This window comes from Burkholderia sp. KJ006, assembly GCF_000262695.1.
Taxonomy (GTDB): domain Bacteria; phylum Pseudomonadota; class Gammaproteobacteria; order Burkholderiales; family Burkholderiaceae; genus Burkholderia; species Burkholderia vietnamiensis.
Genome location: NC_017920.1, coordinates 551722 through 575134, shown reverse-complemented (window position 1 = coordinate 575134; position 23413 = coordinate 551722). Strand labels below are relative to the sequence as shown.

Here is a 23413-nt window from a genome sequence, read left to right as displayed (position 1 = left end):
TGTAGGAGCGCACGCACTCGTCTCCAATATTTGAATGCGTTGTCCAGATAATGAGAAGTACGCGCCGCCGTGCTGCCGGCGGCGCGATGCGCACGGGGGCGGAGCCCGCGCACCGCAGGCTCCGCCCCCGTTGTTCGCCTGCGCCGCGCTTACTGCTGGCTCGTGCTGCGCGCCTGCATGTAGCGCTGCACGTCGGCGAACGACACGCGGCCGCTGCCGCTCGCATCGATCTGCCGGAAGTGGTTCGCGACGTAGCCGAGGCCGGCCGCGCGCGCCTGCGCTTCGGTGATCGAACCGTTGTTCTGCGTGTCGGCCGCGCCGAACTGCCGCGCGAGCTTGCGCACGACCTGCGCGTGCAGCGCGGCGCCGGTGGTCTGCGTGCCGGCGGTCGGCTTGCGCGCGGCCGGCGGCACGTACGGATCGCCGAGCTGCGCCTGGCGGGCCCGCGCGGGCGCGGCGGCGTCGCCGGCCTGCGCGAATGCGGCAGCGGTTGCTGACGCCGCCGCGCATGCGAGCGCGACGGCCACCACGAGGAAACGTTTGTTCATGTCAGGCTCCAGTCTGGAATGAGGTCGTCGACGGCCGGCGCCGTGCGCCGGCCCGCACATCGCATCAGTGCGCGGCCGCGCCGTAGAAAGTCACGAGGTCGGCTTTCTCCTGCGGACGCGACGTGTCGTCGAGATAGACCATGTGCCCGCCCTGATAGTCCTTGATCGTCAGGTTCGGTTGCGTGCCGAGCCGCGCGAGGTCGAGCTCGGTCTGATAGAACGGCGTCGCGATGTCGTGATAGCCGTTCAGCGACAGCACCTTCAGCGACGGATTCAGCGTCAGCGCAGTCGCGAGATCGGGAATCGTGTCGGGCATCGCGAGGCCGTCGTGCGTCCAGTCCCACGTCTGGATCGCGTCGCTGCTCACCGAATACGCGGACTGCGCGCTGTACTTCAGCACGTTCGGCAGGTAGCTGCCGATCGTGTCGGTGAACGGCTTCGTGATGAAGGTGCTCGACGGATCGCCGTCCGCCGCGAGCGGACTCGACGACGGCACGTTCACGCGCGCGTCGTAGCGGCCGATCAGCGTGCCCGGGATCAGCGACACCTGGAAGCTGTTGTCGAAGAAGGTCGGCACCACGTTGAAGTCCGCGTTCCACAGCGCCTGCTTGACGCCGGTAGCATTGACCATCGTCGTGACGAGCGACGACGGCGGCGGCGTATGGCTCGCGAGATACGCGTTCACCGCGGGCGCGTAGCTGCCGGCGGCGAGCAGGCGCATCTGGTCCGCGTACTGCGGCAGGTTCGACGGGTTCGGATTGTCGAGCTGGTAGTACGCGCCGACGGTGCCGTAGGACGGCACGAAGCCCGCGCAGCTCACCGGGCTCGCGCCGTTGTTCGAGTTGCCGACATAGTCGCTCGCCATGTCGCAGTTGGTGTTGTAGTTCAGGATCGACGACTGCAGCACGATGCCGTCGAGCTTCACGCCGGCCGTCTCGAGCAGGTTCGCGAGCACGTCGGTGCGCGGCGTACCGTACGACTCGCCGAACAGGTATTTCGGCGAAGCGTTGCGCTGGTTCACCGTGAGGTAGCGCGTGACGAAGTCGCGGAATGCGCCGGCGTCCTGATCGACGCCCCAGAACGTCTGGTTCGTGTTCGGCGCGATCGCCTCCGAGAAGCCGGTGCCGATCGCGTCGACGAACACGAGGTCGGTGGTGTCGAGCAGGCTCTCCGCGTTGTCGACGAACGGAAAGCTCGACGTGTTCGCGTTCGGATCGCCGGTCTGAATCCGCTTCGGGCCGAACGAGCCGAGATGCAGCCACACCGATGCGGAGCCGGGGCCGCCGTTGTACAGGAACGTGACCGGACGCTTCGCGGCGGGCTGGTTGTCGGCGGTGTAGGCGACGTAGAAGAACGACGCTTCGGGCGCGCCCGTCTGCGGATTGCGGGCGACGAGGTGACCGGCGCTGGCCGTGTAGCGGATGGTCTGGCCGTTCAGCGTGATCTGGTGATGGGTGACGGCGGCCTTTTCGACCGCGGCGGATGCGTCGAGCGACGCGCTCGCGCTGGACGAATAGCTGTTCGGATCGTTGTACGGCTGGTCCGTCTGGGCGGCGGGATCGGCCGAACTGGCGGCGCCTGCTGCGGCTGACGACGTCACGTCGTCGTTGCAGGCCGTCAGAATCAGCGAAGAGAACACGACCCCCAACAACAGCTTCGCTTTGCTCGCTGGCATCGTTGCTTTCCTTCTCTCGAATGTTTTTTGTGTCGAGCAGCCCGGTAAGCCGCCCCCCGCCTCGCTTGCGGCCGATGAGCCGAGGCGCTGGCCAATATACGCGAGCGTTCCGGCTTTGAAAAATTTGGAAATATTCGCCTGAAGTTCGGTGCGGCGCACACCTTTCATCAACGCTTCGATTACCGAACTGTCCGATTTCGTGCAGCTTTCAACGGCGTTCGCGCTGCGGACAAACTAGGAGAGGCGCACGGATTGCGTGCGACGCCCGCAACGAACGTCGCGGTGCGGAGGAGATTGCTCGGAAAAGCGAAATAGACGGATTCGTCTAACGGATTGCGCCCGGCCTACCGGCGGCCTGCTTGCGCTGCGCCGCAGCATCGGCGCATGAACGCCATGAGCGGCGCTGCGGCGGCGCGAGCGCGCCGCTTACTGCGATTGCGGCAGCTCGGCCGCGCCCATCCGGCGCGCGATGATTGCGGCGCGCTGCGCCTGATAGGCCGAGCCGCGATGCGCGTCGAACCAGCGCGGCTTCGGCAGCATCACCGCGAGGCGCGCCGACTGCCACGCGCCGAGCCGGCTCGCGGGGATCCGGTAGTAGTAACGGGCGGCGGCCTCGGCGCCGTAGACGCCGCGGCCCCATTCGACCGAATTCAGGTAGATCTCGAAGATGCGCTCCTTGTCGAGCACCGTTTCGAGCATCCACGTGATGATCAGCTCCTGCCCCTTGCGGATGTAGCTCTTCTCGCGCGACAGGAACAGATTGCGCGCGAGCTGCTGCGTGATCGTCGAGCCGCCGGCGACGATGTGGCCGCGCGCCTTGTTCTTCTCCCACGCCTGCAGGATCGCGTCGACGTCGTAACCGTTGTTGGTCGCGAAGGTCGCGTCCTCCGATGCGATCAGTGCGCGCTTCAGGTTGCGCGAGATCTGGTCGTACGGCACCCATTGATGCTGGATCTGCGCAGGCGGCTTGTCGTGCGACAGCCACCATGCGTCGGTGCGCATGAACGCGGTCGAACCGGGGTTGATGAACGACCACAGCGCGATCTGCACCAGATAGAACAGCTGCGTCGCGAGCCACGCGCCGGCGAATACCGAGCCCGCATAGACGATCCAGCGGGCCAGGCCCACCGTGCGCGTGCGCTGCGTACCGCTTGCCGCCACCATCTGCCGCGCCCCGTTCAGCCCGCCGCGAGCGCCTGGCGCAGCGCGGCCAGCACCGGCGCGCCGTCCGGCCGCACGCCGCGCCAGATGTAGAACGATTCGGCGGCCTGCTCGACCAGCATCCCGAGCCCGTCGGCCGTGCGCGCGCCGAGCGACGCCGCGTGCTGCATGAACACCGTCGGCTGCGCGCCGTACATCATGTCGTACGCGAGCGTGTGCGGCCCGAACGCGGCCGGGTCGCACGCCGGCAGCGCCGCGTCGAGGCTGCCGGCCGTCGCGTTGACGATCACGTCGTACGGTTCGGCGCGCACGACGTCCGGGCCGCCGCCCGACAGCACGCAGCCCGCGTCGTGCGCGGCCTGCGCGAACTGCCCGACCAGCGCCTCGGCCTTGCTCGCGGTGCGATTGACGATCGTGATCGACAGCGGCGCGCGCTCGAGCAGCGGCAGCACGACGCCGCGCGCGGCGCCGCCGGCGCCCAGCAGCAGGATGCGCGCGCCGGCGAGCGACACGCCGAGATTCGACTCGATGTCGCGCACGAGGCCGACGCCGTCGGTGTTGTCGCCGAAAATCCGGCCATCGGCCTCGATGCGCAGCGTGTTCACGGCGCCCGCGGCTGCCGCGCGCGGCGACAGCGTGTCGGCGAGCGCATGCGCGTCGAGCTTGAACGGCACCGTCACGTTCGCGCCGCGGCCGCCTTCGGCGACGAACGCGCGTACCGCCGCCTCGAAGCCGTCGACCGGCGCGAGCCGGTGTTCGTAGACGAGCGCCTGGCCCGTCTGCGCGGCGAACTGCGCGTGGATGAACGGCGACTTGCTGTGCGCCACCGGGTTGCCGAACACCACGTAGCGGTCTGCCCCGCTCGTCGACGCCGTCGCGCTCATGATGCGCGCCCCGGTGCGCTTTCCGGCTCGCTTTCGTGCTCGCCGCCGGTTGCGGCGTCGCCGCCTTCGGCCACGGCGCCGTCCGATTCGGCCAGCGCCTCGGCTTCCGATTCCGCCGACGCATCCTGCGCGTCGACCAGCGTGTCGTCGCCGCCTTCGCCTTCGGCGTCGTCTTCTTCGTCGGCCCCATCGCCGCTCGTCACGGTCGGCGCGTCGAGCACGCTCAGCGGTCGCACCGACGCCTCGATCGTCAGCTCGTCGAGCGACATCACCTCGAGCAGCACGCGCGTGCCGCGCGCATGCACGCCCAGCCCCGGCACGTGCAGCAGCAGCGGAATTTCCTCGAGGCGCACGAGATCGCCCTTCACGACGCTCGCGACTACCTGCTTCTTCTGCTCCTGCGCGAGCCAGCGCAGGCACCAGAAGTATTCCATCCGGCGCTGGTAGTCGGCGTAGGCGCTATAGGTGTCGTCGAAGCCCTGCACGACCGCGTACAGGTCGGCGTCCTTCGGCTTGAACGGCGCGGCGAGCTTCGCGGTGACGCCGTGCTGCACGCAGGCGAGCAGCTGCCACTGGTTCACGAGGTCGACGTAGCGGCGCAGCGGCGACGTGCTCCACGCATACTGCGCGACGCCGAGCCCTTCGTGCGGCGCGGCCGTCGTCTGCATCCGCGTGCGCTTCGGGCCCGGCGCGCCGAAGCCGCGCTGCGAGCGGTAGATGCCCGGCACCGTGTGATCGTGCAGGAACGCGCCCCAGGTCGAGTTCGCGAGGATCGCCAGCTCCGACACGATCAGGTCGAGCGGCGAGCCGCGGCGGCGCGGCGTGATCGTCACGTGCTCGCCTTCGACGTAGAAGTTGTAGTCGGTATTGCGCTGCACCTCGCGCTTCAGGCCGTAGCCCGCGCGCGCGACCTGGCGCTTCTCGAACAGCGCCTGCGCGAGCGGCCACAGCACCGCGATGTCGTCCTTGTGCGGGTAATCGCCGGTGCCGGCCGCGAGCGTCTCCTCGTTGACCAGCTCGTCGAGCGTGTTGTGGCGCAGGTTGTTCTTCACGTACACGAGCTCGGCGCGCGTCTCGTTCGCGACGATCTCCTGCGTATCGCGATCGACGATGATGTACAACGACAGCGCCGGGCGGTAGTCGCCCTCCTTCAGCGTGAAGACGTCGACCACGTCGTCCGGCAGCATCGTGATCTTGTCGCCCGGCATGTAGACCGTCGACAGACGCGCGCGCGCGATCGCGTCGACCGCGTCGCCGCGCACGATGCCCAGCGCCGGCGCCGCGATGTGCACGCCGATCCGCACGCGGCCGTCTGCCAGATGCTCGACCGAGAACGCGTCGTCGATTTCGGTCGTCGTGATGTCGTCGATCGAGAACGCGTTGACGTCCGCGCGCGGCAGGTCGTCCGGCAGCGGGCCGACCGCGACGGGCGGAAAGCCCGTGCCGTGCGGGAAGAACTCGGCGAGAAAGCGCGCCTCGTGCAGCGCGCGGGCGGACTCGATGCCGCCGCAGTCGAGCATCAGCCGCGCGGGCGACACGCCGCGCGCCCCGGCCGCCGCCTCGAGCGCCTTGTATTCGATCGAATTCTTGTCCGGTCGCGTCAGCAGCGCGAGCACCTTGCCGGCGAACGCTTGCGGCAGCTTGCCTTCCTTCAGCTCCTCTTCGTACTGCGCCTGCACCAGCGCCTGCTGGCGCTTGCGCTCGAGCGACGCGAGCGCCATCTTCAGCTGCTCTTCCGGCGCGCGCTGATATTGGCCGCGGCCCTTGCGGCGGAAGTACACGGGCGAGCCGTGCAGCCGCAGCACCAGCGCCGCGCGCTCGACCGGGCCGTAGCCCGCGCCGAAGTATTCGGCGGCCAGCGTCGTATAGGCGAATTCCTCCGCCGGCGCGCATTCCCACAGGAAGTCGAGGTCGATCTGCTGCGCGGCCGTGTCGGCTTCCTGCATCAGCTCGCTCGCGGCCGGCTTCTCGAACTCGATCAGCACGTCCTTTGCGCGCACCTTCGCGCGCCGCCCGCCGGGCAACTCGACCTGAAACGCGTCGCCCTGGCGCGACAGCACGCTGCCCGCCTTGAAACTGCCCGATTCCTCGAAGAAAACGTTCACTCAGTACTCTCGTTCAGACTGCCGGGCGCCGCATCGGCGGCGCCGGATGATGATGGAAATTCGATCGGCATGACGCCGGATTCAAGACGTTTTTTGATCGCAAAAGGCGAGAACGTCGTCGACGTAGTCGGCAAATTCGCTGATCCCGTGATCGCTGCCTTCGATCACGCGGGTTTTCGCGCCCGGGTAATGGGCGAGCATCTCGCGGTAGTCGAGCACTTCGTCGCCGGTCGCCGCGAACAGATAGTAGCGTTCGGGCCGCGAAATCGCCGGCACGCGCAGCGCGTCGAGCTCCTGCAGATGGCGGCGCTCGACGACGATCGACCCGCCGCCGTGCCACAACGGCTGCTCGCCGAGATACTGTTCGAGATCGCGTTGCGGGACGATCGCCGGGTTCAGCAGCACCGCCTTCCAGCCGTGGCATTCGGCGAGCCAGGTCGCGTAGTAGCCGCCGAGCGAGCTGCCGATCACCGTCACGTCCTGCGCGCCGGCCACCGCGGCCTCGGCGACGGCGATCGCCTCGAGCGGCGACACCGCCAGCGACGGACAGCGCCACTCCGCCGTGCGGCCCAGCGCCGCCATGCGCGCGGCCAGCAGCCGCGACTTCTGCGACTCCGGCGACGAGCGGAAGCCGTGCAGGTACAGGATCACGCGCGGCTCCCGAGCGCGTCGAGCAGCTGCTGGTGCACGCCGCCGAAGCCGCCGTTGCTCATCACCAGCACGTGGTCGCCCGGGCGGGCGGCGGCGACGACGGCCTTCACCAACAGATGCAGGTCGTCGAACGCGTGCGCCTTCGCACCGAGCGGCGCCAGTGCGTCGCCGAGGTTCCAGCCGAGCGCGTCGCGCCCGCTCGGCGCGCCGTAGCCGAACACGAGGTCGGCATCGGCGAGGCTGGCCGGCAGCTGCGCCTTCATCACGCCGAGCTTCATCGTGTTCGAACGCGGCTCCAGCACGGCGAGGATGCGGGAATGTTCTCGGCCGATGCGCGCACGAAGGCCGGCGATCGTGGTTTCGATCGCGGTCGGATGGTGCGCGAAGTCGTCGTAGACGGTCACGCCGTCGACGCTGCCGCGCACTTCCATGCGCCGCTTCACGTTACGGAACGATGCGAGCGAGGCGGCCGCCTGCGCCGGCGGCACGCCGACATGGCGCGCGGCCGCGATCGCGGCCAGCGCGTTCATCCGGTTGTGGTCGCCCTGCACCTGCCACGCGACTTCGCCGACGCGCTGGGCCTGTGAATACACCGCGAAGCGCTCGTCCACCGGCACACCGTCCTCGGCCGGCAGCGCCTGCCAGCCGCCGTCGACGCCGAAACGCTCGACTTCGCTCCAGCAGCCGCGCGCCAGCACGCGCTCCAGCGCGTCGGAACGGCCGTTCGTGACGATCCGGCCCACCCGCGGCACCGTGCGCACGAGATGGTGGAATTGCGTTTCGATCGCGGCGAGATCCGGGAAGATGTCGGCGTGATCGTATTCGAGATTGTTCAGCACGGCCGTGCGCGGCCGGTAGTGGACGAACTTCGAGCGCTTGTCGAAGAACGCCGTATCGTATTCGTCGGCTTCGATCACGAAGAAGCTCGAATCGGTCAGCCGCGCCGACACGCCGAAGTTCAGCGGCACGCCGCCGATCAGGAAGCCCGGATTCAGGCCGGCGTCTTCCAGCAGCCACGCGAGCATCGACGAGGTGGTCGTCTTGCCGTGCGTGCCCGCGACCGCGAGCACCCATTTGCCGGCCAGCACGTGTTCGCCGAGCCATTGCGGGCCGGACACGTAAGGCAGGCCGCGATCGAGGATCGCCTCCATCAGCGGATTGCCGCGCGTGACGACGTTGCCGATCACGAACAGGTCGGGTTTGAGGTCGATCTGCTCGGCGCCGTAGCCTTCGATCAGCGTGATGCCCTGCGCCTCGAGCTGCGTGCTCATCGGCGGATAGACGCCCGCGTCGCAACCCGTCACCGTGTGGCCCGCCTCGCGCGCGAGCACGGCGAGACCGCCCATGAAGGTGCCGCAGATGCCAAGAATGTGGATGTGCATAGATGAATGCTTTCGCGCCGCCGGGCGCCGTCGATTCGGAAAGGGACGTGTGCGGCATGCCGGACGCGCCGTCCGGGCCAGCGCTTTCGCCGCGCCACAAAGATCGTCATTGTAACTGACGGCCCGGGCCGAACGACGGCGCGCGAGGCCGTCCGGCGCGGCGGGCGGCACGCAGCCGCACCGCGGTCTGCCGCGGCGGCGATCGAGTATGATTGCCGGATCATGTCTCGCAAACCTCTTGTCGATCCGCGGCGTGCCCGCGAGGAAATCGCCCAGTCCGCCGCCCGCCTGATCGCGGAGGACGGCCTCGATTACGCCAGCGCGAAGCGCAAGGCCGCCCGCCAGCTGTTCGGCGATACGCGCGTTGCGGGCGAATGGCTGCCCGATAACGACCTGATCGAAGAAGAACTGCGCGAATACATCGCGTTGTTCCAGAGCGATACGCAGCCCGACGAGCTCCGCCGGCTGCGCGAAGCGGCGCTCGACTGGATGCGCCGGCTCGCCGAATTCAATCCGTACGTGACGGGCGCGGTGCTGAACGGCACCGCGAACGCGCATTCGGACATCCATTTGCAGATATTCACCGACAACCCGAAGGACGTCGCCATCTACCTGCTGAACCAGAACGTTCAGTACGACGTGTCCGAGACCCGGCATTTCGCCGGTCGCGCCGACGTCGAGACGCTCAGCTTCCTGTGGCGCCCGCGGCGCGACATGGACGCCATCGGCGTGCACGTCGCGCTCTATGCGAGCGACGACCTGCGCGGCGCGGTCAAGGCCGACGCACGCGGGCGCGTCGCGCGGGCCGACGCCGCCGCGTTGCGCGCGCTGCTCGAAGCCGGCGACGCGCCTTCCGAACCGGAATGATTCCACGATGATGATGAAACGCATGTTGGCGGTGGCGCTCGTCGCGGCCGCGGCGATCGGCGGCGGGCTCGCCGCCGGCCATTGGTTCCGCGGCGGCAGCGCCGACGACGGTGTGGCGGCCGCCACATCGGCCACATCGGACTCATCGGCCGCGCCGGCTCCGTCCGGCAGCCCGGTCGAGCAGCTGTGGGCCGCGGCGCTGACCGATGTAGACGGCAAGCCGGCGACGCTCGCGTCGTTCAAGGGCCAGAAGGTCGTGGTGAATTTCTGGGCATCGTGGTGCGGCCCGTGCGTCCAGGAGATGCCGGAACTCGTCGCGCTGTCGCATCAATATAAGGAGAAGGGCATCCGCTTCATCGGCATCGGCGTCGACTCCGACCAGAACGTGAAGAACTTCCTGCAGAAGGTGAAGGTCGACTATCCGGTATTCGTCAGCGGATATGCGGGTGCCGATCTGGCGCGTAATTTCGGCAATACGGCCGGTGCGCTGCCGTTCACGGTAGTCATCGACCAAACGGGCAAGATCCGCGAAACAAAATTGGGGCAAATCCAGCCCGCCGAGCTCAAAAAGACCCTCGACACGTTGTGACATGCGCGAATGGGCGCCCGCACGTTCGCGGTGTTTTGCAGGTCGATCGCCGCAGTTTCACCGGAATTCGCGAATACTTCGCTTAGCTCCCGGTAATTCTTGCAGGCCCGGCGCCGTTGGCCGTTCGGCAAAACTAGACAAATTTCTCTAAATAGCGCTAAAGTTCGCGCAATTCCGCAGAAATAGAAGCGACCATGACACGATTGCTGGTGCTGCACGGCCCCAACCTGAACCTTCTCGGCACCCGGGAACCGGAGGTGTACGGCCGCGTCACGCTCGCGCAGATCGATCAGGCGCTTGCCGCGCGGGCGCAGGCTGCCGGCGCCGAACTGTCGTCGTTCCAGAGCAACCACGAAGGCGCGCTCGTCGACCGCATCCAGGCCGCGCGGGAGGAACAGACCGATTTCATCCTGATCAATCCGGCCGCGTACACGCATACGAGCGTCGCGATCCGGGACGCGATCGCCGGCGTTGGCATCCCGTTCGTCGAAATTCATTTGTCGAACGTGCACCGCCGCGAAGCGTTCAGGCACCACTCCTACTTTTCCGACCAGGCCGAAGGCGTGATCTGCGGGCTCGGCTGGAAAGGTTATCTGTACGCGCTCGAATACGCGCTCGACAAGCTGCAAGGCGCGTCGCGCGGCTGATTTCGCGATCTAGATTCAGCGCCGGTCTGACCGGCGCTTTCACGTATTGAAAGGGGAACTCCCGATGGATCTTCGTAAGCTGAAAACTCTGATCGACCTCGTCTCCGAATCCGGCATCTCCGAGCTGGAAGTGACGGAAGGCGAAGGCAAGGTGCGTATCGTCAAGAACGCGCCGCCGGTCTATGTCCAGCCGACGGGCGGATTTGCCCCGCAGGTCAGCGCCCCGGCCCCGTCGGTCGCGCTGCCGGCCGAAGGTGCGGCAGCCGCACCGGCCGCAGGCGCCGCGGCGCCCGCCGTGCCGCAAGGCCACGTCGTGACGTCGCCGATGGTCGGTACGTTCTATCGCGCGCCGTCGCCGGGCGCGGATCCGTTCGCGCAGGTCGGCGACACGGTCAAGGAAGGCCAGACGCTGTGCATCATCGAAGCGATGAAGCTGCTGAACGAGATCGAGTCGGACAAGGCCGGCGTGATCAAGGAAATCCTCGTCGAGAACGGCCAGGCCGTCGAATACGGCCAGCCGCTTTTCGTGATCGGCTAAGCCCGCCGCGCGGCCGTCCGGCCGCGCGCCGCCGATGCTCTCCAGGCGCCGTTCGCGCGCCCCTCGAAGAGACGAATACTCGCTATGTTTGAAAAAATCCTCATTGCCAACCGCGGTGAAATCGCGCTGCGCATTCAGCGCGCGTGCCGCGAACTCGGCGTCAAGACGGTGGTCGTTTACTCGGAAGCCGACAAGGAAGCCAAGTACGTGCGCCTCGCGGACGAAGCCGTCTGTATCGGCCCGGCCCCGTCGAACCTCAGCTACCTGAACATGCCGGCGCTGATCAGCGCCGCGGAAGTCACCGACGCCGAAGCGATCCACCCCGGCTACGGCTTCCTGTCGGAAAACGCCGATTTCGCCGAACGCGTCGAGCAGTCGGGCTTCACGTTCATCGGCCCGCGCCCGGACACGATCCGCCTGATGGGCGACAAGGTCACGGCAAAGCAGACGATGATCAAGACCGGCGTGCCGTGCGTGCCGGGCTCGGAAGGCGCGTTGCCGGACGATCCGAAGGAGATCGTGAAGATTGCGCGCGCAATCGGCTATCCGGTCATCATCAAGGCGGCCGGCGGCGGCGGCGGACGCGGCATGCGCGTCGTGCACACCGAGGCCGCGCTCGTGAACGCGGTCAACATGACCCGCGAGGAGGCCGGCCGTGCGTTCGGCAACCCGCAGGTGTACATGGAGAAGTTCCTCGAGAACCCGCGCCACATCGAGATCCAGGTGCTGTCGGATGCGCACAAGAACGCGATTTGGCTCGGCGAGCGCGATTGCTCGATGCAGCGCCGTCACCAGAAGGTGATCGAGGAAGCGCCGGCGCCGGGCATTCCGCGCCGCCTGATCGACCGCATCGGCGACCGCTGCGCGGACGCTTGCAAGAAGATGGGCTATCTCGGCGCCGGCACGTTCGAATTCCTGTACGAAAACAACGAGTTCTACTTCATCGAGATGAACACGCGCGTGCAGGTCGAGCATCCGGTATCGGAGCTGATCACCGGCGTCGACATCGTGCAGGAACAGATCCGCATCGCGGCCGGCGAGAAGATGGCGCTGCGCCAGCGCGACGTGCAGTTCCGCGGACATGCGATCGAATGCCGGATCAACGCGGAAGATCCGTTCAAGTTCACGCCGTCGCCGGGCCGCATCACGTCGTGGCATACGCCGGGCGGGCCGGGCGTGCGCGTCGACTCGCATGCGTACAACGGCTATTTCGTGCCGCCGAACTACGACTCGATGATCGGCAAGCTGATCACCTACGGCGCGACGCGCGACCAGGCGATCCGCCGGATGCGGATCGCGCTGTCGGAAATGGTCGTCGAAGGCATCCAGACCAACATCCCGCTGCACCGCGAGCTGATGATCGATTCGAAGTTCGTCGAAGGCGGCACCAGCATCCACTACCTCGAACACCGGCTCGCGCAGAAGCAGCAGGTCGCACCGGAAGAAGCGTAAGCATGAGCTATCGCGAACTCGTCGTCGAACTGGCCCGCGAGCATGCGGAGGCGCTGTCCGACGCACTGCTCGACCTCGGCGCGCTGTCGGTGTCCGTCGAGGACGCCGACGCCGACACGCCCGACGAGCAGCCGCTCTTCGGCGAGCCCGGCCTGGTTCCGGAGCGCACCGCGTGGCAGCACTCGCGCGTGGTCGCGCTGCTGTCGCCCGATCTCGAACCGGCCGTGCTGCTCGCGGCGGCCGCGAACGAGATCGGCATTGCCGATACGCCGAAGTTCGACGTGCGTGAAGTCGAGGAGCAGGACTGGGTGCGGCTCACGCAGTCGCAGTTCGAGCCGATCCCGATCGGCGAACGGATCTGGGTCGTGCCGTCGTGGCACGATGCGCCCGATCCCGATGCGCTGATTCTCGAGCTCGATCCGGGCCTCGCGTTCGGCACCGGCAGCCACCCGACCACGCGCCTGTGCATGGAATGGCTCGAGCAGACGGTGAAGCCCGGCCAGTCGGTGCTCGACTACGGTTGCGGCTCGGGCATCCTCGCGATCCTCGCGCGCAAGTGCGGCGCGGACCCGGTGATCGGCATCGACATCGATCCGCAGGCGGTCGAATCGGCGCGGCAGAACAGCGAACGCAACCATGCGGACGTCACGTACGGGCTGCCCGACGCGTGCCCGGACGGGGAATTCGACATTGTCGTCGCGAACATTCTGTCGAACCCGTTGAAGCTGATGGCGTCGATGCTGGCGTCGAAGGTGAAGCCGGGCGGCCGCATCGCGCTGTCGGGCGTGCTCGCGCGCCAGGCGGACGAAGTCGCGGCGGTGTACGCGCGCTACGTCGACATCTCGGTATGGCGCGAGCACGAAGGTTGGGTTTGCCTCGCCGGAACGCGGCGGGAAAGCCATTAGAATAGCGCTGTCCTTCACTCTGGCCAGCAGGCCGCCCGGCTCGACATGCTTCTTGCGACGCGCTGCCCTCATTGCGAAACCGTCTTCCGGCTGCAGCAGGAGCAGCTGACGCTGCATGACGGGCTGGTGCGCTGCGGACACTGCCGGCAGGTGTTCGACGCGACGCGCTCGCTCGTTCCCGAGCCGACGGTGAGGGAAGCGGCGGGTGGAACGGCTTCGGTTGGAACGAGTCCGGTTGAAGCGGCTCCGGGTGAAGCAACACCGATCGAAGCAACGCCGGTTGAGGCAGCGCCGGCCGAATCAGCGCAGGTTGAAGCAACACCGGTCGAATCAGCTCCGATTGAAGCAGCGCCGGCCGAAGCAGCACCGGTCGAAGCGGCGCCGATTGAAGCAGCGCCAGTCGAATCAGCGCAGGTTGAAGCGGCACCGATTGAAGCGGTGCCCGTCGAATCAGCTCCGGTTGGAGCAACGCCGGTCGATACGGCCCCGCTCGAAGCACCGCAGTCCGCATCAACGCCAGCCGCGTCGGCACCGGTCGACTCAGCACCGCCCGAACCAACGCCCACCGCACCAGCGCTGGACGAAGCAACACCGGCCGACGCCGTCAGCGACACGCCCTCCCCGACCTCACCGGCGCGGCTCTTCACCGCCGACCTGCCGGCGCACGCGGCGACGGATGGCAACTTCAGGCCTGCGGGCTGGGACATGTGGGCGCCGTGGCTCGACGCCGGCGTCGATCCGTCGCTGCTGCACAACGCGCACACCATTCGCGCCGAACCGCTCGTGCCGGTGACGCGGCAAGAAACCACGGACGCCGGCACCGTTCGCCAGACCGGCACGCCCGCGCCGATTTCGACGGATGCTGCCGAACGCCGCGTCGTCGAAGCGGCCGCATGGCCGGCCGAACCGGCTGCGGCACCGCACGACACCGACGCGTCTACCCTGCCAGCCGCAGAAACCGACCCACGCGAACCGCGCTTCATCGCACCTGCGCAATCGATCGAGCAAGCGGGCGCCGATCCCGTCGACCCGACCGCGCCCGCAAACGCAAACGCGGACGCGCACACGCACACGCACTTTCCGGAACCCGACGACGTTCCCCGCGAACCGCGGTTCGCCTTTACGCCGGCGCCGCCCGACGCAGCGCCCGACGCCAGCCACGCTGCCGAGCGTGGCGTCGCGGCCGCGGGCGAACCTGCAAACGCGCCCGACGACGCCCAATCGGCGGCAAAGCCACCCGCCCAACCGGCCGTCCCGTTCCCCGCCGCACTCACCGAAGACGACCGCCCCCACTTCGAGGTGACGCGCGAGACCCGCGCGCCGCAACGACGCGGCATGCTCGCCGGTTTTTTCGGCGGCGTCGTCGCGGCCACGCTCGGCGTGCTGCTGTTCGCGCAGCTGGCGTGGTGGCAGCGCGAATCCGTGATGATCTACTGGCCGGTCACGCAGAGCTGGTACCGTCAGGCGTGCGCGGCGCTCGGCTGCAAGGTCACGCCGCCGCGCGCGATCGACGGGCTGCGGCTCAACGCGACCGACCTGCGCCAGCTCGACGGGCCGCGCGTGCTCGAGCTGAAGGCGCCGCTGACCAACCGCTATCGCGTCGCGCTCGCGTACCCGTCGCTCGAGCTGACGCTGCTCGACGACACCAATCACGTCACCGTGCGCCGCGTGCTCGCGCCGCGCGACTACGTCCGCCCGGGCACGCCGATCGACGCAGGGCTGCCGCCCGGCACGACGCAGACGATGGTCGTGCGGCTCGACACGAACGGCGCGAGCGCATCGAATTTCCGCGTCCAGATCTTCTATCCGTGACGCATCGCGCGCGCGCATGCGCGCCGTCTCAACCCGCGCGCCGCACCGGCGCGCTATTTCGGAGCACGAACATGAGCAAAGTTACGCTGGGTGGCAACCCGATCGATATCGCCGGCACGTTCCCGGCCGTCGGCTCGCAAGCCCCCGACTTCAAGCTGGTCGGCAAGGACCTCGCCGATCTGACGCTCGCCAGCTTCGCCGGCAAGCGCAAGGTGCTGAACATCGTGCCGAGCCTCGACACGCCGACCTGCGCGACGTCGACGCGCAAGTTCAACGAAGCCGCGTCGTCGCTCGACAACACGGTCGTGATCGTCGTGTCCGGCGACCTGCCGTTCGCGGCCACGCGCTTCTGCACGACCGAAGGCCTCGCGAACGTCGTGACGGCGTCCACCTTCCGCGGCGGCCGCGCGTTCGCGAACGCGTACGGCGTCGACGTCACGAGCGGCCCGCTGAACGGCCTGACGGCCCGCGCGGTCGTCGTGCTCGACGCGCAGGACAAGGTGATCCACGCGCAACTCGTCGACGAAATCAAGGACGAGCCGAACTACGACGCAGCACTCGCCGCACTGAAGTAATCCGCAGCCGCCCGGCCGCCGCGCGCAGCCCGACGGGCTCGCCGCGGCCGCCGGGCCGGCCGCTTTCCCTTTGTCCTCTACAGGAACCCACGCCTTGACTACGCTGATTTGCGGCTCGCTCGCCTACGACAACATCATGACCTTCGAAGGTCGGTTCCGCGAGCACATCCTGCCCGACCAGGTTCACCTGCTGAACGTGAGCTTCCTCGTGCCGACGATGCGTCGCGAATTCGGCGGTTGCGCGGGGAACATCGCGTACGCGCTGCACCTGCTCGGCGGCGACGCACGCATCATGGCGACGGTCGGCGCCAACGACGCGGACCGCTATCTCGAGCGTCTCGACAGCCTCGGCCTGTCCAAAGCCAACGTGCGGGTCGTGCCCGACGCGCACACCGCGCAGGCCATGATCACGACCGATCTGGAGAACAATCAGATCACCGCATTCCACCCCGGCGCGATGATGGAATCGCATCTGAACCGTGCGGACGAGGTGCCCGGCGTGAAGCTCGGCATCGTCGCGCCCGACGGCTTCGACGGGATGGTCCAGCACGCCGAACAATTCGCCAAGGCCGGCATCCCGTTCATCTTCGATCCGGGTCAGGGCCTGCCGCTGTTCGACGGTGCGACGCTGCGCCGCATCATTGAACTCGCGACCTTCGTCGCGGTCAACGACTACGAGGGCAAGCTCGTCAGTGACAAGACGGGGTGGTCCGAGAAGGAAATCGCCAGCCGGGTTCAAGCATTGATCGTCACGCGGGGCGAACACGGCGCTACCATTCTTCACAAGAACGGCGAAGAACAGATTCCGGTCGTGCAGGCAGAGCGGATCGTCGATCCGACCGGTTGCGGCGACGCCTTCCGTGGCGGCCTGCTGTACGGCATCGAGAACGGTCTGGACTGGGCAACCACCGGCCGCCTCGCGAGCCTGATGGGCTCGATCAAGATCGCCCATCAGGGCCCCCAGACTTACGCACTGACGCGCGCCGATGTCGACGCGCGCTTCGAGGCCGCCTTCGGTTACAGTCTCAAATAAATACTGTTGGAGAGCAAAGATGTTGACGAAGAAAACCCTCACGCTCGCGGCGATGCTGACGGCCACCCTGACTCTCGCGGGCTGCTTCACCGCGCCCGGTTCGGCCGACGTCTATAGCGTCGGCCAGGCGCAGCGCGAACAGACGGTTCGCATGGGCACGGTCGAAAGCGTGCGTGCGGTGCGCATCCAGTCGGACGGCGGCGGCAGCGCGATCGGCACGCTCGGCGGCGGCGCACTCGGCGCGGTCGCGGGCAGCGCGATCGGCGGCGGCAAGGGCTCGATCCTGACGGCGATCGCAGGCGGCCTGGTCGGCGCGGTGGCGGGCAACGCGGTCGGCGAAAACCTCAGTACCGCGAACGGCGTCGAAATCACCGTTCGCCTCGACAACGGCGACCTGCGCTCGATCACGCAAGCAGCCAGCGGCGAAGTCTTCCGCGCAGGCGAGCGCGTACGACTGCTGTCGAGCGGCGGCGTCACGCGCGTCACGCACTAACGAGCATCCTCAGCACGCGGCGCAAGCCGCGGTCGAACGCATGTGCGAAGTCGCACATGCGTTTTTTTTCGTCCACGCTCCGCGCATCACGTCCATGCCCGGCCGCGTACGGGCGAAAAAAATCCCGCCATCCAGGCCAGATGGCGGGACCGATTGAGTAGCGCTACTCAACCCGCGGACACCACATGAGTGTCCGGGTGATGCTGGTCAGCCGCGATTACGGACGGCTGCCCGTCGGGAACGGCCATGCCGCTGCCGGGTTGAGCGCCGTCTTCACGCCCGATGCCGGCGCAACCGATGCGGTCGACGCGGTGGTTGCCGGCGCGGCCTTCTTCACGACGGCCTTCTTCGGAGCAGCGGCCTTCTTCGCCGGAGCAGCAGCCTTCGGTGCGGCGGCAGCCTTCGGCGCAGCGGCCTTAGGTGCAGCAGCCTTCGGTGCGGCAGCCTTCTTCGCAGGCGCAGCCTTCTTGGCCGGCGCTGCCTTCTTCGCAGCAGCCTTCTTCGCCGGTGCGGCCTTCTTCGCTGCAGCCTTCTTGGCCGGTGCTGCCTTCTTTGCAGCAGCCTTCTTCGCCGGTGCGGCCTTCTTCGCAGCAACCTTCTTCACTGCGACCTTCTTGGCTGCAACCTTCTTCGCAGCGGCCTTCTTCGCCGGTGCTGCCTTCTTCGCAGCAACCTTCTTCACCGCGACCTTCTTGGCTGCAACCTTCTTCGCAGCGGCCTTCTTCGCCGGTGCTGCCTTCTTCGCTGCAGCCTTCTTCGCCGGCGCTGCCTTCTTCGCTGCAACCTTCTTCACCGCGACCTTCTTCGCAGCGACCTTCTTCACTGCAGCGGCCTTCTTCGCCGGCGCAGCTGCCTTCTTCGCAACGGTCTTCTTAGCAGCAGCCTTCTTGGCAGCCGGTTTCTTCTTGGCAGTAGCCATGTTGTTCTCCTTCAGGTTCAGATGAGAGTCAGTTCAAACTACACCCTTCGTCAAAACCCGCTTCCCGCGGACGCTGTTCAGGACGTGCGCTTCGAAGCGGGCTATTCATCGGCGTACGCGGATACTGCGCGCTTACGCTAATGAATACGGTATGGCGCGCGTGACCCCATGGCCTCGCGCGCCAAATCAAGTCGGTAGCCGGCGCACCCCGCGCCGCTACCCCTAATCGCTTGATCAAGCTGACGGCCACACGGCCGTCCGCTTTTTCCGGAGGGAAGTTTGCCCATCCCACTGAAGGGTTCGCAAAGTGCCGATGATGTCGTTGGGCCGTTAAGGCACCGGGCATGCTTTGCATCAGGCGTTCTTGCTCCTAAACCTTGGGCCGGGGCCGAGAGGCCGCCGGCTACTCCATCATGTGACGGGTTCGCTGCTGCGGGTTATTCCCAGGACAGCGCGCCGCCCGTCTGATACTCGATCACTCGCGTCTCGAAGAAGTTGCGTTCCTTCTTCAGGTCGATCATTTCGCTCATCCACGGGAACGGGTTTTCTTCGTTCGGGTACAGCGGATCGAGGCCGATCTGCTGGCAACGGCGGTTGCTGATGAAGCGCAGATAGCTCTTGAACATCGACGCGTTCAGACCCAGCACGCCGCGCGGCATCGTGTCCTCGGCGTAGCGGTATTCGAGTTCGACTGCATGCTTGAACAGCTCGCGGATCTCCGCGCGGAATTCGGCGGTCCACAGATGCGGGTTCTCGAGCTTGATCTGGTTGATCAGGTCGATGCCGAAGTTGCAGTGCATCGACTCGTCGCGCAGGATGTACTGATATTGCTCCGCAGCACCCGTCATCTTGTTCTGGCGGCCGAGCGCGAGGATCTGCGTGAAGCCGACATAGAAGAACAGGCCTTCCATGATGCACGCGAACACGATCAGCGACTTCAGCAGCTTCTGATCCGCTTCGAGCGTGCCGGTCTTGAAGGCCGGGTCGGTCAGCGTATGGATGAACGGAATCAGGAACTCGTCCTTCGCGCGGATCGACGCGACCTCGTGGTACGCGTTGAAGATCTCGCCTTCATCGAGGCCGAGCGATTCGACGATGTATTGATACGCGTGCGTGTGGATCGCCTCTTCGAACGCCTGGCGCAGCAGGAACTGCCGGCACTCGGGCGCCGTGATGTGGCGGTACGTGCCGAGCACGATGTTGTTCGCAGCGAGCGAATCGGCGGTCACGAAGAAGCCGAGGTTGCGCTTGACGATGCGGCGCTCGTCCTCGGTCAGACCGTTCGGATCCTTCCACAGTGCGATGTCGCGGGACATGTTGATTTCCTGCGGCATCCAGTGGTTCGCGCAACCGGCCAGATACTTTTCCCACGCCCACTTGTACTTGAACGGCACCAGCTGATTGACGTCAGTCTGGCCGTTGATGATGCGCTTGTCCGCAACGTTGACCCGCGCTTCCGAACCGCCGGCGGGAACAGCCGGTGCTTGCGGCGGCACCGCAAGATCGCCTTCGAAAATGTCACGGACCTGATGGGCGGCAGGCGTTGCAGCCTGCAGTCCGACGGCCATCCCTGCGGAGGTGCGCATCGCGTTTTGCTGCGCTCCGCTCGCGGGGGTTACGGCAGTCTTCTCGTCATCCCAGTTGAGCATAAATTGTCACCATCAATTTAGAACGGTTTGTACCATCTTTTCCTGAGCGATAAAAGGGTTCGCTCACGAAAAATCCTTTTTTCGATTCGCGTTGCGACCTCGATACAACACTTTGAGCAACGCATCGTCGTTCATGCAGAGTGCGACGCGTATCGCGCATGTATCGCGAGGTGCGCTCGACGCATCGAACGCTGATCGAAACGCGACGTCGTCGGGGATGTTTCGATCGCTTGTCGCTGCCTGCAACGCATGTGCCGCGTTGCAGATTCCTTATCATTTTTTTAGTAGAGAGCGACGCACACTTCAACCTCGATCGGCTGTCGTGCGCGTCGCCCGAACTGCTTCAACTCATGCGCGCCGCGTTACTGGCAAGCTTCGCATTCGTCGAAGCCGGGGTCGCCCGGACGCATCGTGCACACCGGGCCGTCTGCTTCGACCGGCGCGAGCGCTGCTGCGTTGAGCCCACCCGACGACACGTCGCCGCCCGCCGCACCGAAGCCGCCCGCTGCGCCTTGCGCGCCGCCGCTGCTCGAGCCGCCGCTCGTCGGCACCGCGTTGAGCGCGCCGTGCGCGACCGTCGACTTCTCGACGTGCGTGGCTGCCATCGTGCGCAGGTAGTAGGTCGTCTTCAGACCACGCAGCCATGCGAGCTTGTAGACCTCGTCGAGCTTCTTGCCCGACGCGCCGCCCATGTAGATGTTCAGCGACTGCGCCTGGTCGATCCACTTCTGGCGACGCGATGCCGCTTCGACGAGCCACGTCGGATCCACTTCGAAGGCGGTCGCGTAGATCGCGCGCAGGTCGGCCGGGATGCGGTCGATGCGCGACAGCATGCCGTCGAAGTACTTCAGGTCGGCGACCATCACTTCGTCCCACAGGCCGCGCTCCTTCAGGTCGCGCACGAGGTACTCGTTCACCACCGTGAATTCGCCCGACAGGTTCGACTTCACGTAGAGGTTCTGGAAGGTCGGCTCGATGCAAGCCGACACGCCGATGATGTTCGAGATCGTCGCCGTCGGCGCGATCGCGACGCAGTTCGAGTTGCGCATGCCGTGCGCCGCGATACGCGAACGCAGCGTCGACCAGTCGAGCGACTCCGACGTGTCGACTTCGACGTAGCCGCCGCGCGCTTCGGCGAGCAGCTTCAGCGTGTCCTGCGGGAGGATGCCGCGATCCCACAGCGAGCCGCGGTAGCTCGAGTAGCGGCCGCGCTCCTCGGCCAGCTCGGTCGACGCGTAGTACGCGTAGTAGCAGACCGCTTCCATCGAACGATCGGCGAACTCGACGGCCGCTTCCGACGCGTACGGCGTGCGCAGCAGATGCAGGCAGTCCTGGAAGCCCATGATGCCCATGCCGACCGGACGGTGCTTCAGGTTCGAGTTACGCGCCTTCGGCACCGCGTAGTAGTTGATGTCGATCACGTTGTCGAGCATGCGCATCGCGACGCTGATCGTGCGCTTGAGCTTGTCGTGGTCGAGCGCGTAGCTGCCGTCGGCCTGCTTCACCAGGTGGGCGACGAGGTTCACCGAGCCGAGGTTGCACACCGCGATTTCGGTGTCGCTCGTGTTCAGCGTGATTTCCGTGCACAGGTTCGACGAGTGGACGACGCCGACGTGCTGCTGCGGCGAGCGCACGTTGCAGGGATCCTTGAACGTGATCCACGGGTGGCCCGTCTCGAACAGCATGCCGAGCATCTTGCGCCACAGCTGCTGCGCCGGAATCTTCTTGAACAGCTTGATCTCGCCGCGCGCGACCTTGTCTTCGTAAGCCGTGTAAGCCTTCTCGAAATCGGCGCCGAACTTGTCGTGCAGGTCCGGGCAGGTCGACGGCGAGAACAGCGTCCAGTCACTGCCTTCCATCACGCGCTTCATGAACAGGTCGGGAATCCAGTTCGCCGTGTTCATGTCGTGGGTGCGGCGACGGTCGTCACCGGTGTTCTTGCGCAGCTCGAGGAATTCCTCGATGTCGAGGTGCCACGATTCGAGGTACGCGCACACCGCGCCCTTGCGCTTGCCGCCCTGGTTGACCGCGACGGCCGTGTCGTTGACGACCTTCAGGAACGGCACCACGCCTTGCGACTTGCCGTTCGTGCCCTTGATATGCGAGCCGAGCGCACGCACGCGGGTCCAGTCGTTGCCGAGGCCGCCGGCGAACTTCGACAGCAGCGCGTTTTCCTTCAGCGCTTCGTAGATGCCGTCGAGGTCGTCCGCGACCGTCGTCAGGTAGCACGACGACAACTGCGAACGGTGCGTGCCCGAGTTGAACAGCGTCGGCGTCGAGCTCATGAAGTCGAAGCTCGACAGCACGTTGTAAAACTCGATCGCGCGCGTTTCGCGGTCGATCTCGTTCAGCGACAGGCCCATCGCGACGCGCATGAAGAATGCCTGCGGCATTTCGATGCGGGTGCCGTCGACGTGCAGGAAGTAGCGGTCGTACAGCGTCTGCAGGCCGAGGTAGCCGAACTGCAGGTCGCGATTCGCGTCCAGCGCTTCGCCGAGACGCTTCAGGTCGAACTGCAGCAGCTTGTCGTCGAGCAGGCCGGCGTCGACGCCGCGCTTCAGGAACTGCGGGAAGTACTCCGCGTAGCGCGCCGACATGTCGGCCTGGACGACTTCCTCGCCGAGGATCTCGCGACGGATCGTGTGCAGCAGGATGCGGGCCGTGACCTGGCTGTACGCCGGATCCTTCTCGATCATCGTGCGCGCAGCGAGGATCGCCGAGTCGTAGACCTGGCTCATCGGCACGCCGTCGTACAGGTTCTTCACCGTCTCGGCGACGATCGGATCAGCGTTTACCGCAGTGCCGAGGCCGTCGCAGGCCGACACGATCAGCGCGCGCAGCGCGTTCATGTCGAGCGGACGCGTGACGCCGTTGTCGACGACGTTGATGCCGGTGTTCGACTCGGCGCCCGCTGCCGCCGCTTCCTCGCCCGCGTGCTGGCGCTCGAGGTGACGCTTCTCGCGATACAGCACGTACGCACGCGCGACGTTGTGCTCGCCGCCGCGCATCAGCGCGAGCTCGACCTGATCCTGGATGTCTTCGATATGGAACGTGCCGCCGTTCGGACGGCTGCGCACCAGCGCACGCACGACGTTGTGCGTGAGCTGCTCGACGAGTTCGCGCACGCGCGCCGATGCCGCGCCCTGCCCGCCATTGACGGCCAGGAAAGCCTTGGTCACCGCGATCGCGATCTTCGAAGGCTCGAACGACACCACGCTGCCATTGCGGCGGATCACCTTGTAGTCGGCGAACGTGGCCTGCGGCGCGAGCGCCTGCGCGCCCTGTTCGGTCCCGCCGAGCGGACGGCTCGAGGCGCTCTCGTACTGGGACGTCGCGTTGTCGGTGGTTTGCATGTGCAAAGCTCCTGGTGTGGGATGGTGCGGAGAGAACCGCGGATTAGAACGAACGCTGCGCAATGCGGTGCGCGAGCGGTAAGAGGCGAGCGATGCGTCGGGAAAGCCGGTTCGGCCGATGCGCGACAACCGAGCCGGTCGTGTGCTTCGTCATGTGTACTCCGCCCCGTCGAAG

21 protein-coding genes are annotated in these 23413 nt (G+C 66.6%); 10 read left to right on the top strand and 11 right to left on the bottom strand.

Annotated features, from left to right (window positions below):
• Positions 1 to 149: 149 nt before the first annotated feature.
• From MYA_RS02620 to mpl, 7 genes are all read right to left on the bottom strand, one after another.
• Positions 150 to 548 (bottom strand): EF-hand domain-containing protein, encoded by a 399-nt coding sequence (locus MYA_RS02620; RefSeq protein WP_014722420.1) that lies wholly within the window; start codon positions 546 to 548, stop codon positions 150 to 152.
• Positions 549 to 612: 64 nt separating this feature from the next.
• A complete protein-coding gene (locus MYA_RS02615; RefSeq protein ID WP_011883228.1) occupies positions 613 to 2223 on the bottom strand; it encodes a S10 family peptidase in 1611 nt (536 codons plus the stop codon).
• Between the two features lie 426 nt (positions 2224 to 2649).
• Positions 2650 to 3387 (bottom strand): monofunctional biosynthetic peptidoglycan transglycosylase, encoded by a 738-nt coding sequence (gene mtgA, locus MYA_RS02610; protein WP_014722419.1) that lies wholly within the window; start codon positions 3385 to 3387, stop codon positions 2650 to 2652.
• Positions 3388 to 3401: 14 nt separating this feature from the next.
• Positions 3402 to 4268, bottom strand: coding sequence for a shikimate dehydrogenase (gene aroE, locus MYA_RS02605; protein WP_011883226.1), 867 nt, complete (start codon positions 4266 to 4268; stop codon positions 3402 to 3404).
• Positions 4265 to 6373: an RNB domain-containing ribonuclease gene (locus tag MYA_RS02600; protein ID WP_011883225.1), complete on the bottom strand. Its 2109-nt coding sequence runs from the start codon at positions 6371 to 6373 to the stop codon at positions 4265 to 4267. Before MYA_RS02600 ends, aroE begins: the two co-directional genes overlap by 4 nt.
• A gap of 81 nt (positions 6374 to 6454) precedes the next feature.
• Positions 6455 to 7024, bottom strand: a complete 570-nt coding sequence (locus tag MYA_RS02595) for a YqiA/YcfP family alpha/beta fold hydrolase (RefSeq protein WP_011883224.1) — start codon at positions 7022 to 7024, stop codon at positions 6455 to 6457.
• On the bottom strand, positions 7021 to 8406 hold the full coding sequence (gene mpl, locus MYA_RS02590; protein ID WP_011883223.1) for a UDP-N-acetylmuramate:L-alanyl-gamma-D-glutamyl-meso-diaminopimelate ligase: 1386 nt from the start codon (positions 8404 to 8406) through the stop codon (positions 7021 to 7023). The genes MYA_RS02595 and mpl overlap by 4 nt, the downstream gene beginning before the upstream one ends.
• A 222-nt stretch (positions 8407 to 8628) precedes the next feature.
• Here mpl and MYA_RS02585 point away from each other — a divergent pair, with 222 nt between their 5' ends.
• The 10 genes from MYA_RS02585 to MYA_RS02540 all read left to right on the top strand — a co-directional run bounded on the left by MYA_RS02585 (position 8629) and on the right by MYA_RS02540 (position 17317).
• A complete protein-coding gene (locus MYA_RS02585; protein WP_014722418.1) occupies positions 8629 to 9273 on the top strand; it encodes a UDP-N-acetylmuramate--alanine ligase in 645 nt (214 codons plus the stop codon).
• A gap of 7 nt (positions 9274 to 9280) precedes the next feature.
• Positions 9281 to 9862 carry a TlpA family protein disulfide reductase gene (locus MYA_RS02580; protein ID WP_014722417.1) on the top strand — a complete coding sequence of 194 codons (582 nt, stop codon included), beginning with the start codon at positions 9281 to 9283 and terminating at the stop codon, positions 9860 to 9862.
• A 194-nt stretch (positions 9863 to 10056) separates the two neighbouring features.
• Positions 10057 to 10509 (top strand): type II 3-dehydroquinate dehydratase, encoded by a 453-nt coding sequence (gene aroQ / locus MYA_RS02575; protein WP_034194178.1) that lies wholly within the window; start codon positions 10057 to 10059, stop codon positions 10507 to 10509.
• 64 nt (positions 10510 to 10573) lie between these two features.
• A complete protein-coding gene (accB, locus tag MYA_RS02570; protein WP_011883219.1) occupies positions 10574 to 11047 on the top strand; it encodes an acetyl-CoA carboxylase biotin carboxyl carrier protein in 474 nt (157 codons plus the stop codon).
• An 84-nt stretch (positions 11048 to 11131) separates the two neighbouring features.
• Positions 11132 to 12499 carry an acetyl-CoA carboxylase biotin carboxylase subunit gene (gene accC / locus MYA_RS02565; RefSeq protein WP_011883218.1) on the top strand — a complete coding sequence of 456 codons (1368 nt, stop codon included), beginning with the start codon at positions 11132 to 11134 and terminating at the stop codon, positions 12497 to 12499.
• A 2-nt stretch (positions 12500 to 12501) separates the two neighbouring features.
• Positions 12502 to 13404 (top strand): 50S ribosomal protein L11 methyltransferase, encoded by a 903-nt coding sequence (prmA, locus tag MYA_RS02560; RefSeq protein ID WP_011883217.1) that lies wholly within the window; start codon positions 12502 to 12504, stop codon positions 13402 to 13404.
• A gap of 45 nt (positions 13405 to 13449) precedes the next feature.
• Entirely contained in the window at positions 13450 to 15216 is a 1767-nt protein-coding gene (locus tag MYA_RS02555; RefSeq protein WP_014722415.1) for a DUF3426 domain-containing protein, read from the top strand.
• Positions 15217 to 15287: 71 nt separating this feature from the next.
• Positions 15288 to 15791, top strand: coding sequence for a thiol peroxidase (tpx, locus tag MYA_RS02550; protein ID WP_011883215.1), 504 nt, complete (start codon positions 15288 to 15290; stop codon positions 15789 to 15791).
• 94 nt (positions 15792 to 15885) lie between these two features.
• Positions 15886 to 16824, top strand: coding sequence for a carbohydrate kinase family protein (locus tag MYA_RS02545; RefSeq protein WP_011883214.1), 939 nt, complete (start codon positions 15886 to 15888; stop codon positions 16822 to 16824).
• 19 nt (positions 16825 to 16843) lie between these two features.
• The gene (locus tag MYA_RS02540) at positions 16844 to 17317 is read left to right on the top strand and encodes a glycine zipper 2TM domain-containing protein (protein WP_011883213.1); all 474 of its coding nucleotides are present in this window, start codon (positions 16844 to 16846) and stop codon (positions 17315 to 17317) included.
• Positions 17318 to 17534: 217 nt separating this feature from the next.
• On the opposite strand, the gene MYA_RS29205 is transcribed toward MYA_RS02540, so the two are convergent.
• The 4 genes from MYA_RS29205 to MYA_RS02525 all read right to left on the bottom strand — a co-directional run bounded on the left by MYA_RS29205 (position 17535) and on the right by MYA_RS02525 (position 23238).
• Entirely contained in the window at positions 17535 to 18236 is a 702-nt protein-coding gene (locus MYA_RS29205; protein ID WP_011883212.1) for a histone H1-like DNA-binding protein, read from the bottom strand.
• 28 nt (positions 18237 to 18264) lie between these two features.
• Entirely contained in the window at positions 18265 to 18591 is a 327-nt protein-coding gene (locus MYA_RS29200) for a hypothetical protein (RefSeq protein WP_011883211.1), read from the bottom strand.
• Between the two features lie 82 nt (positions 18592 to 18673).
• Positions 18674 to 19885, bottom strand: coding sequence for a ribonucleotide-diphosphate reductase subunit beta (locus MYA_RS02530; RefSeq protein WP_011883210.1), 1212 nt, complete (start codon positions 19883 to 19885; stop codon positions 18674 to 18676).
• 362 nt (positions 19886 to 20247) lie between these two features.
• The gene (locus tag MYA_RS02525) at positions 20248 to 23238 is read right to left on the bottom strand and encodes a ribonucleoside-diphosphate reductase subunit alpha (protein WP_011883209.1); all 2991 of its coding nucleotides are present in this window, start codon (positions 23236 to 23238) and stop codon (positions 20248 to 20250) included.
• Between the last annotated feature and the right edge of the window lie 175 nt (positions 23239 to 23413).

Bases quoted from the DNA above. Each gene is read 5' to 3' on its own strand.
- MYA_RS02585 (WP_014722418.1), top strand. From the start codon at position 8,629: ATGTCTCGCAAACCTCTTGTCGATCCGCGGCGTGCCCGCGAGGAAATC.
- prmA (WP_011883217.1), top strand. From the start codon at position 12,502: ATGAGCTATCGCGAACTCGTCGTCGAACTGGCCCGCGAGCATGCGGAG.
- MYA_RS02540 (WP_011883213.1), top strand. From the start codon at position 16,844: ATGTTGACGAAGAAAACCCTCACGCTCGCGGCGATGCTGACGGCCACC.
- MYA_RS02620 (WP_014722420.1), bottom strand. From the start codon at position 548: ATGAACAAACGTTTCCTCGTGGTGGCCGTCGCGCTCGCATGCGCGGCG.
- mpl (WP_011883223.1), bottom strand. From the start codon at position 8,406: ATGCACATCCACATTCTTGGCATCTGCGGCACCTTCATGGGCGGTCTC.
- MYA_RS02580 (WP_014722417.1), top strand. From the start codon at position 9,281: ATGATGATGAAACGCATGTTGGCGGTGGCGCTCGTCGCGGCCGCGGCG.
- MYA_RS02555 (WP_014722415.1), top strand. From the start codon at position 13,450: ATGCTTCTTGCGACGCGCTGCCCTCATTGCGAAACCGTCTTCCGGCTG.
- MYA_RS29205 (WP_011883212.1), bottom strand. From the start codon at position 18,236: ATGGCTACTGCCAAGAAGAAACCGGCTGCCAAGAAGGCTGCTGCTAAG.
- aroE (WP_011883226.1), bottom strand. From the start codon at position 4,268: ATGAGCGCGACGGCGTCGACGAGCGGGGCAGACCGCTACGTGGTGTTC.
- accB (WP_011883219.1), top strand. From the start codon at position 10,574: ATGGATCTTCGTAAGCTGAAAACTCTGATCGACCTCGTCTCCGAATCC.
- MYA_RS02615 (WP_011883228.1), bottom strand. From the start codon at position 2,223: ATGCCAGCGAGCAAAGCGAAGCTGTTGTTGGGGGTCGTGTTCTCTTCG.
- MYA_RS02530 (WP_011883210.1), bottom strand. From the start codon at position 19,885: ATGCTCAACTGGGATGACGAGAAGACTGCCGTAACCCCCGCGAGCGGA.
- accC (WP_011883218.1), top strand. From the start codon at position 11,132: ATGTTTGAAAAAATCCTCATTGCCAACCGCGGTGAAATCGCGCTGCGC.
- MYA_RS29200 (WP_011883211.1), bottom strand. From the start codon at position 18,591: ATGCAAAGCATGCCCGGTGCCTTAACGGCCCAACGACATCATCGGCAC.
- aroQ (WP_034194178.1), top strand. From the start codon at position 10,057: ATGACACGATTGCTGGTGCTGCACGGCCCCAACCTGAACCTTCTCGGC.
- MYA_RS02525 (WP_011883209.1), bottom strand. From the start codon at position 23,238: ATGCAAACCACCGACAACGCGACGTCCCAGTACGAGAGCGCCTCGAGC.
- tpx (WP_011883215.1), top strand. From the start codon at position 15,288: ATGAGCAAAGTTACGCTGGGTGGCAACCCGATCGATATCGCCGGCACG.
- mtgA (WP_014722419.1), bottom strand. From the start codon at position 3,387: ATGGTGGCGGCAAGCGGTACGCAGCGCACGCGCACGGTGGGCCTGGCC.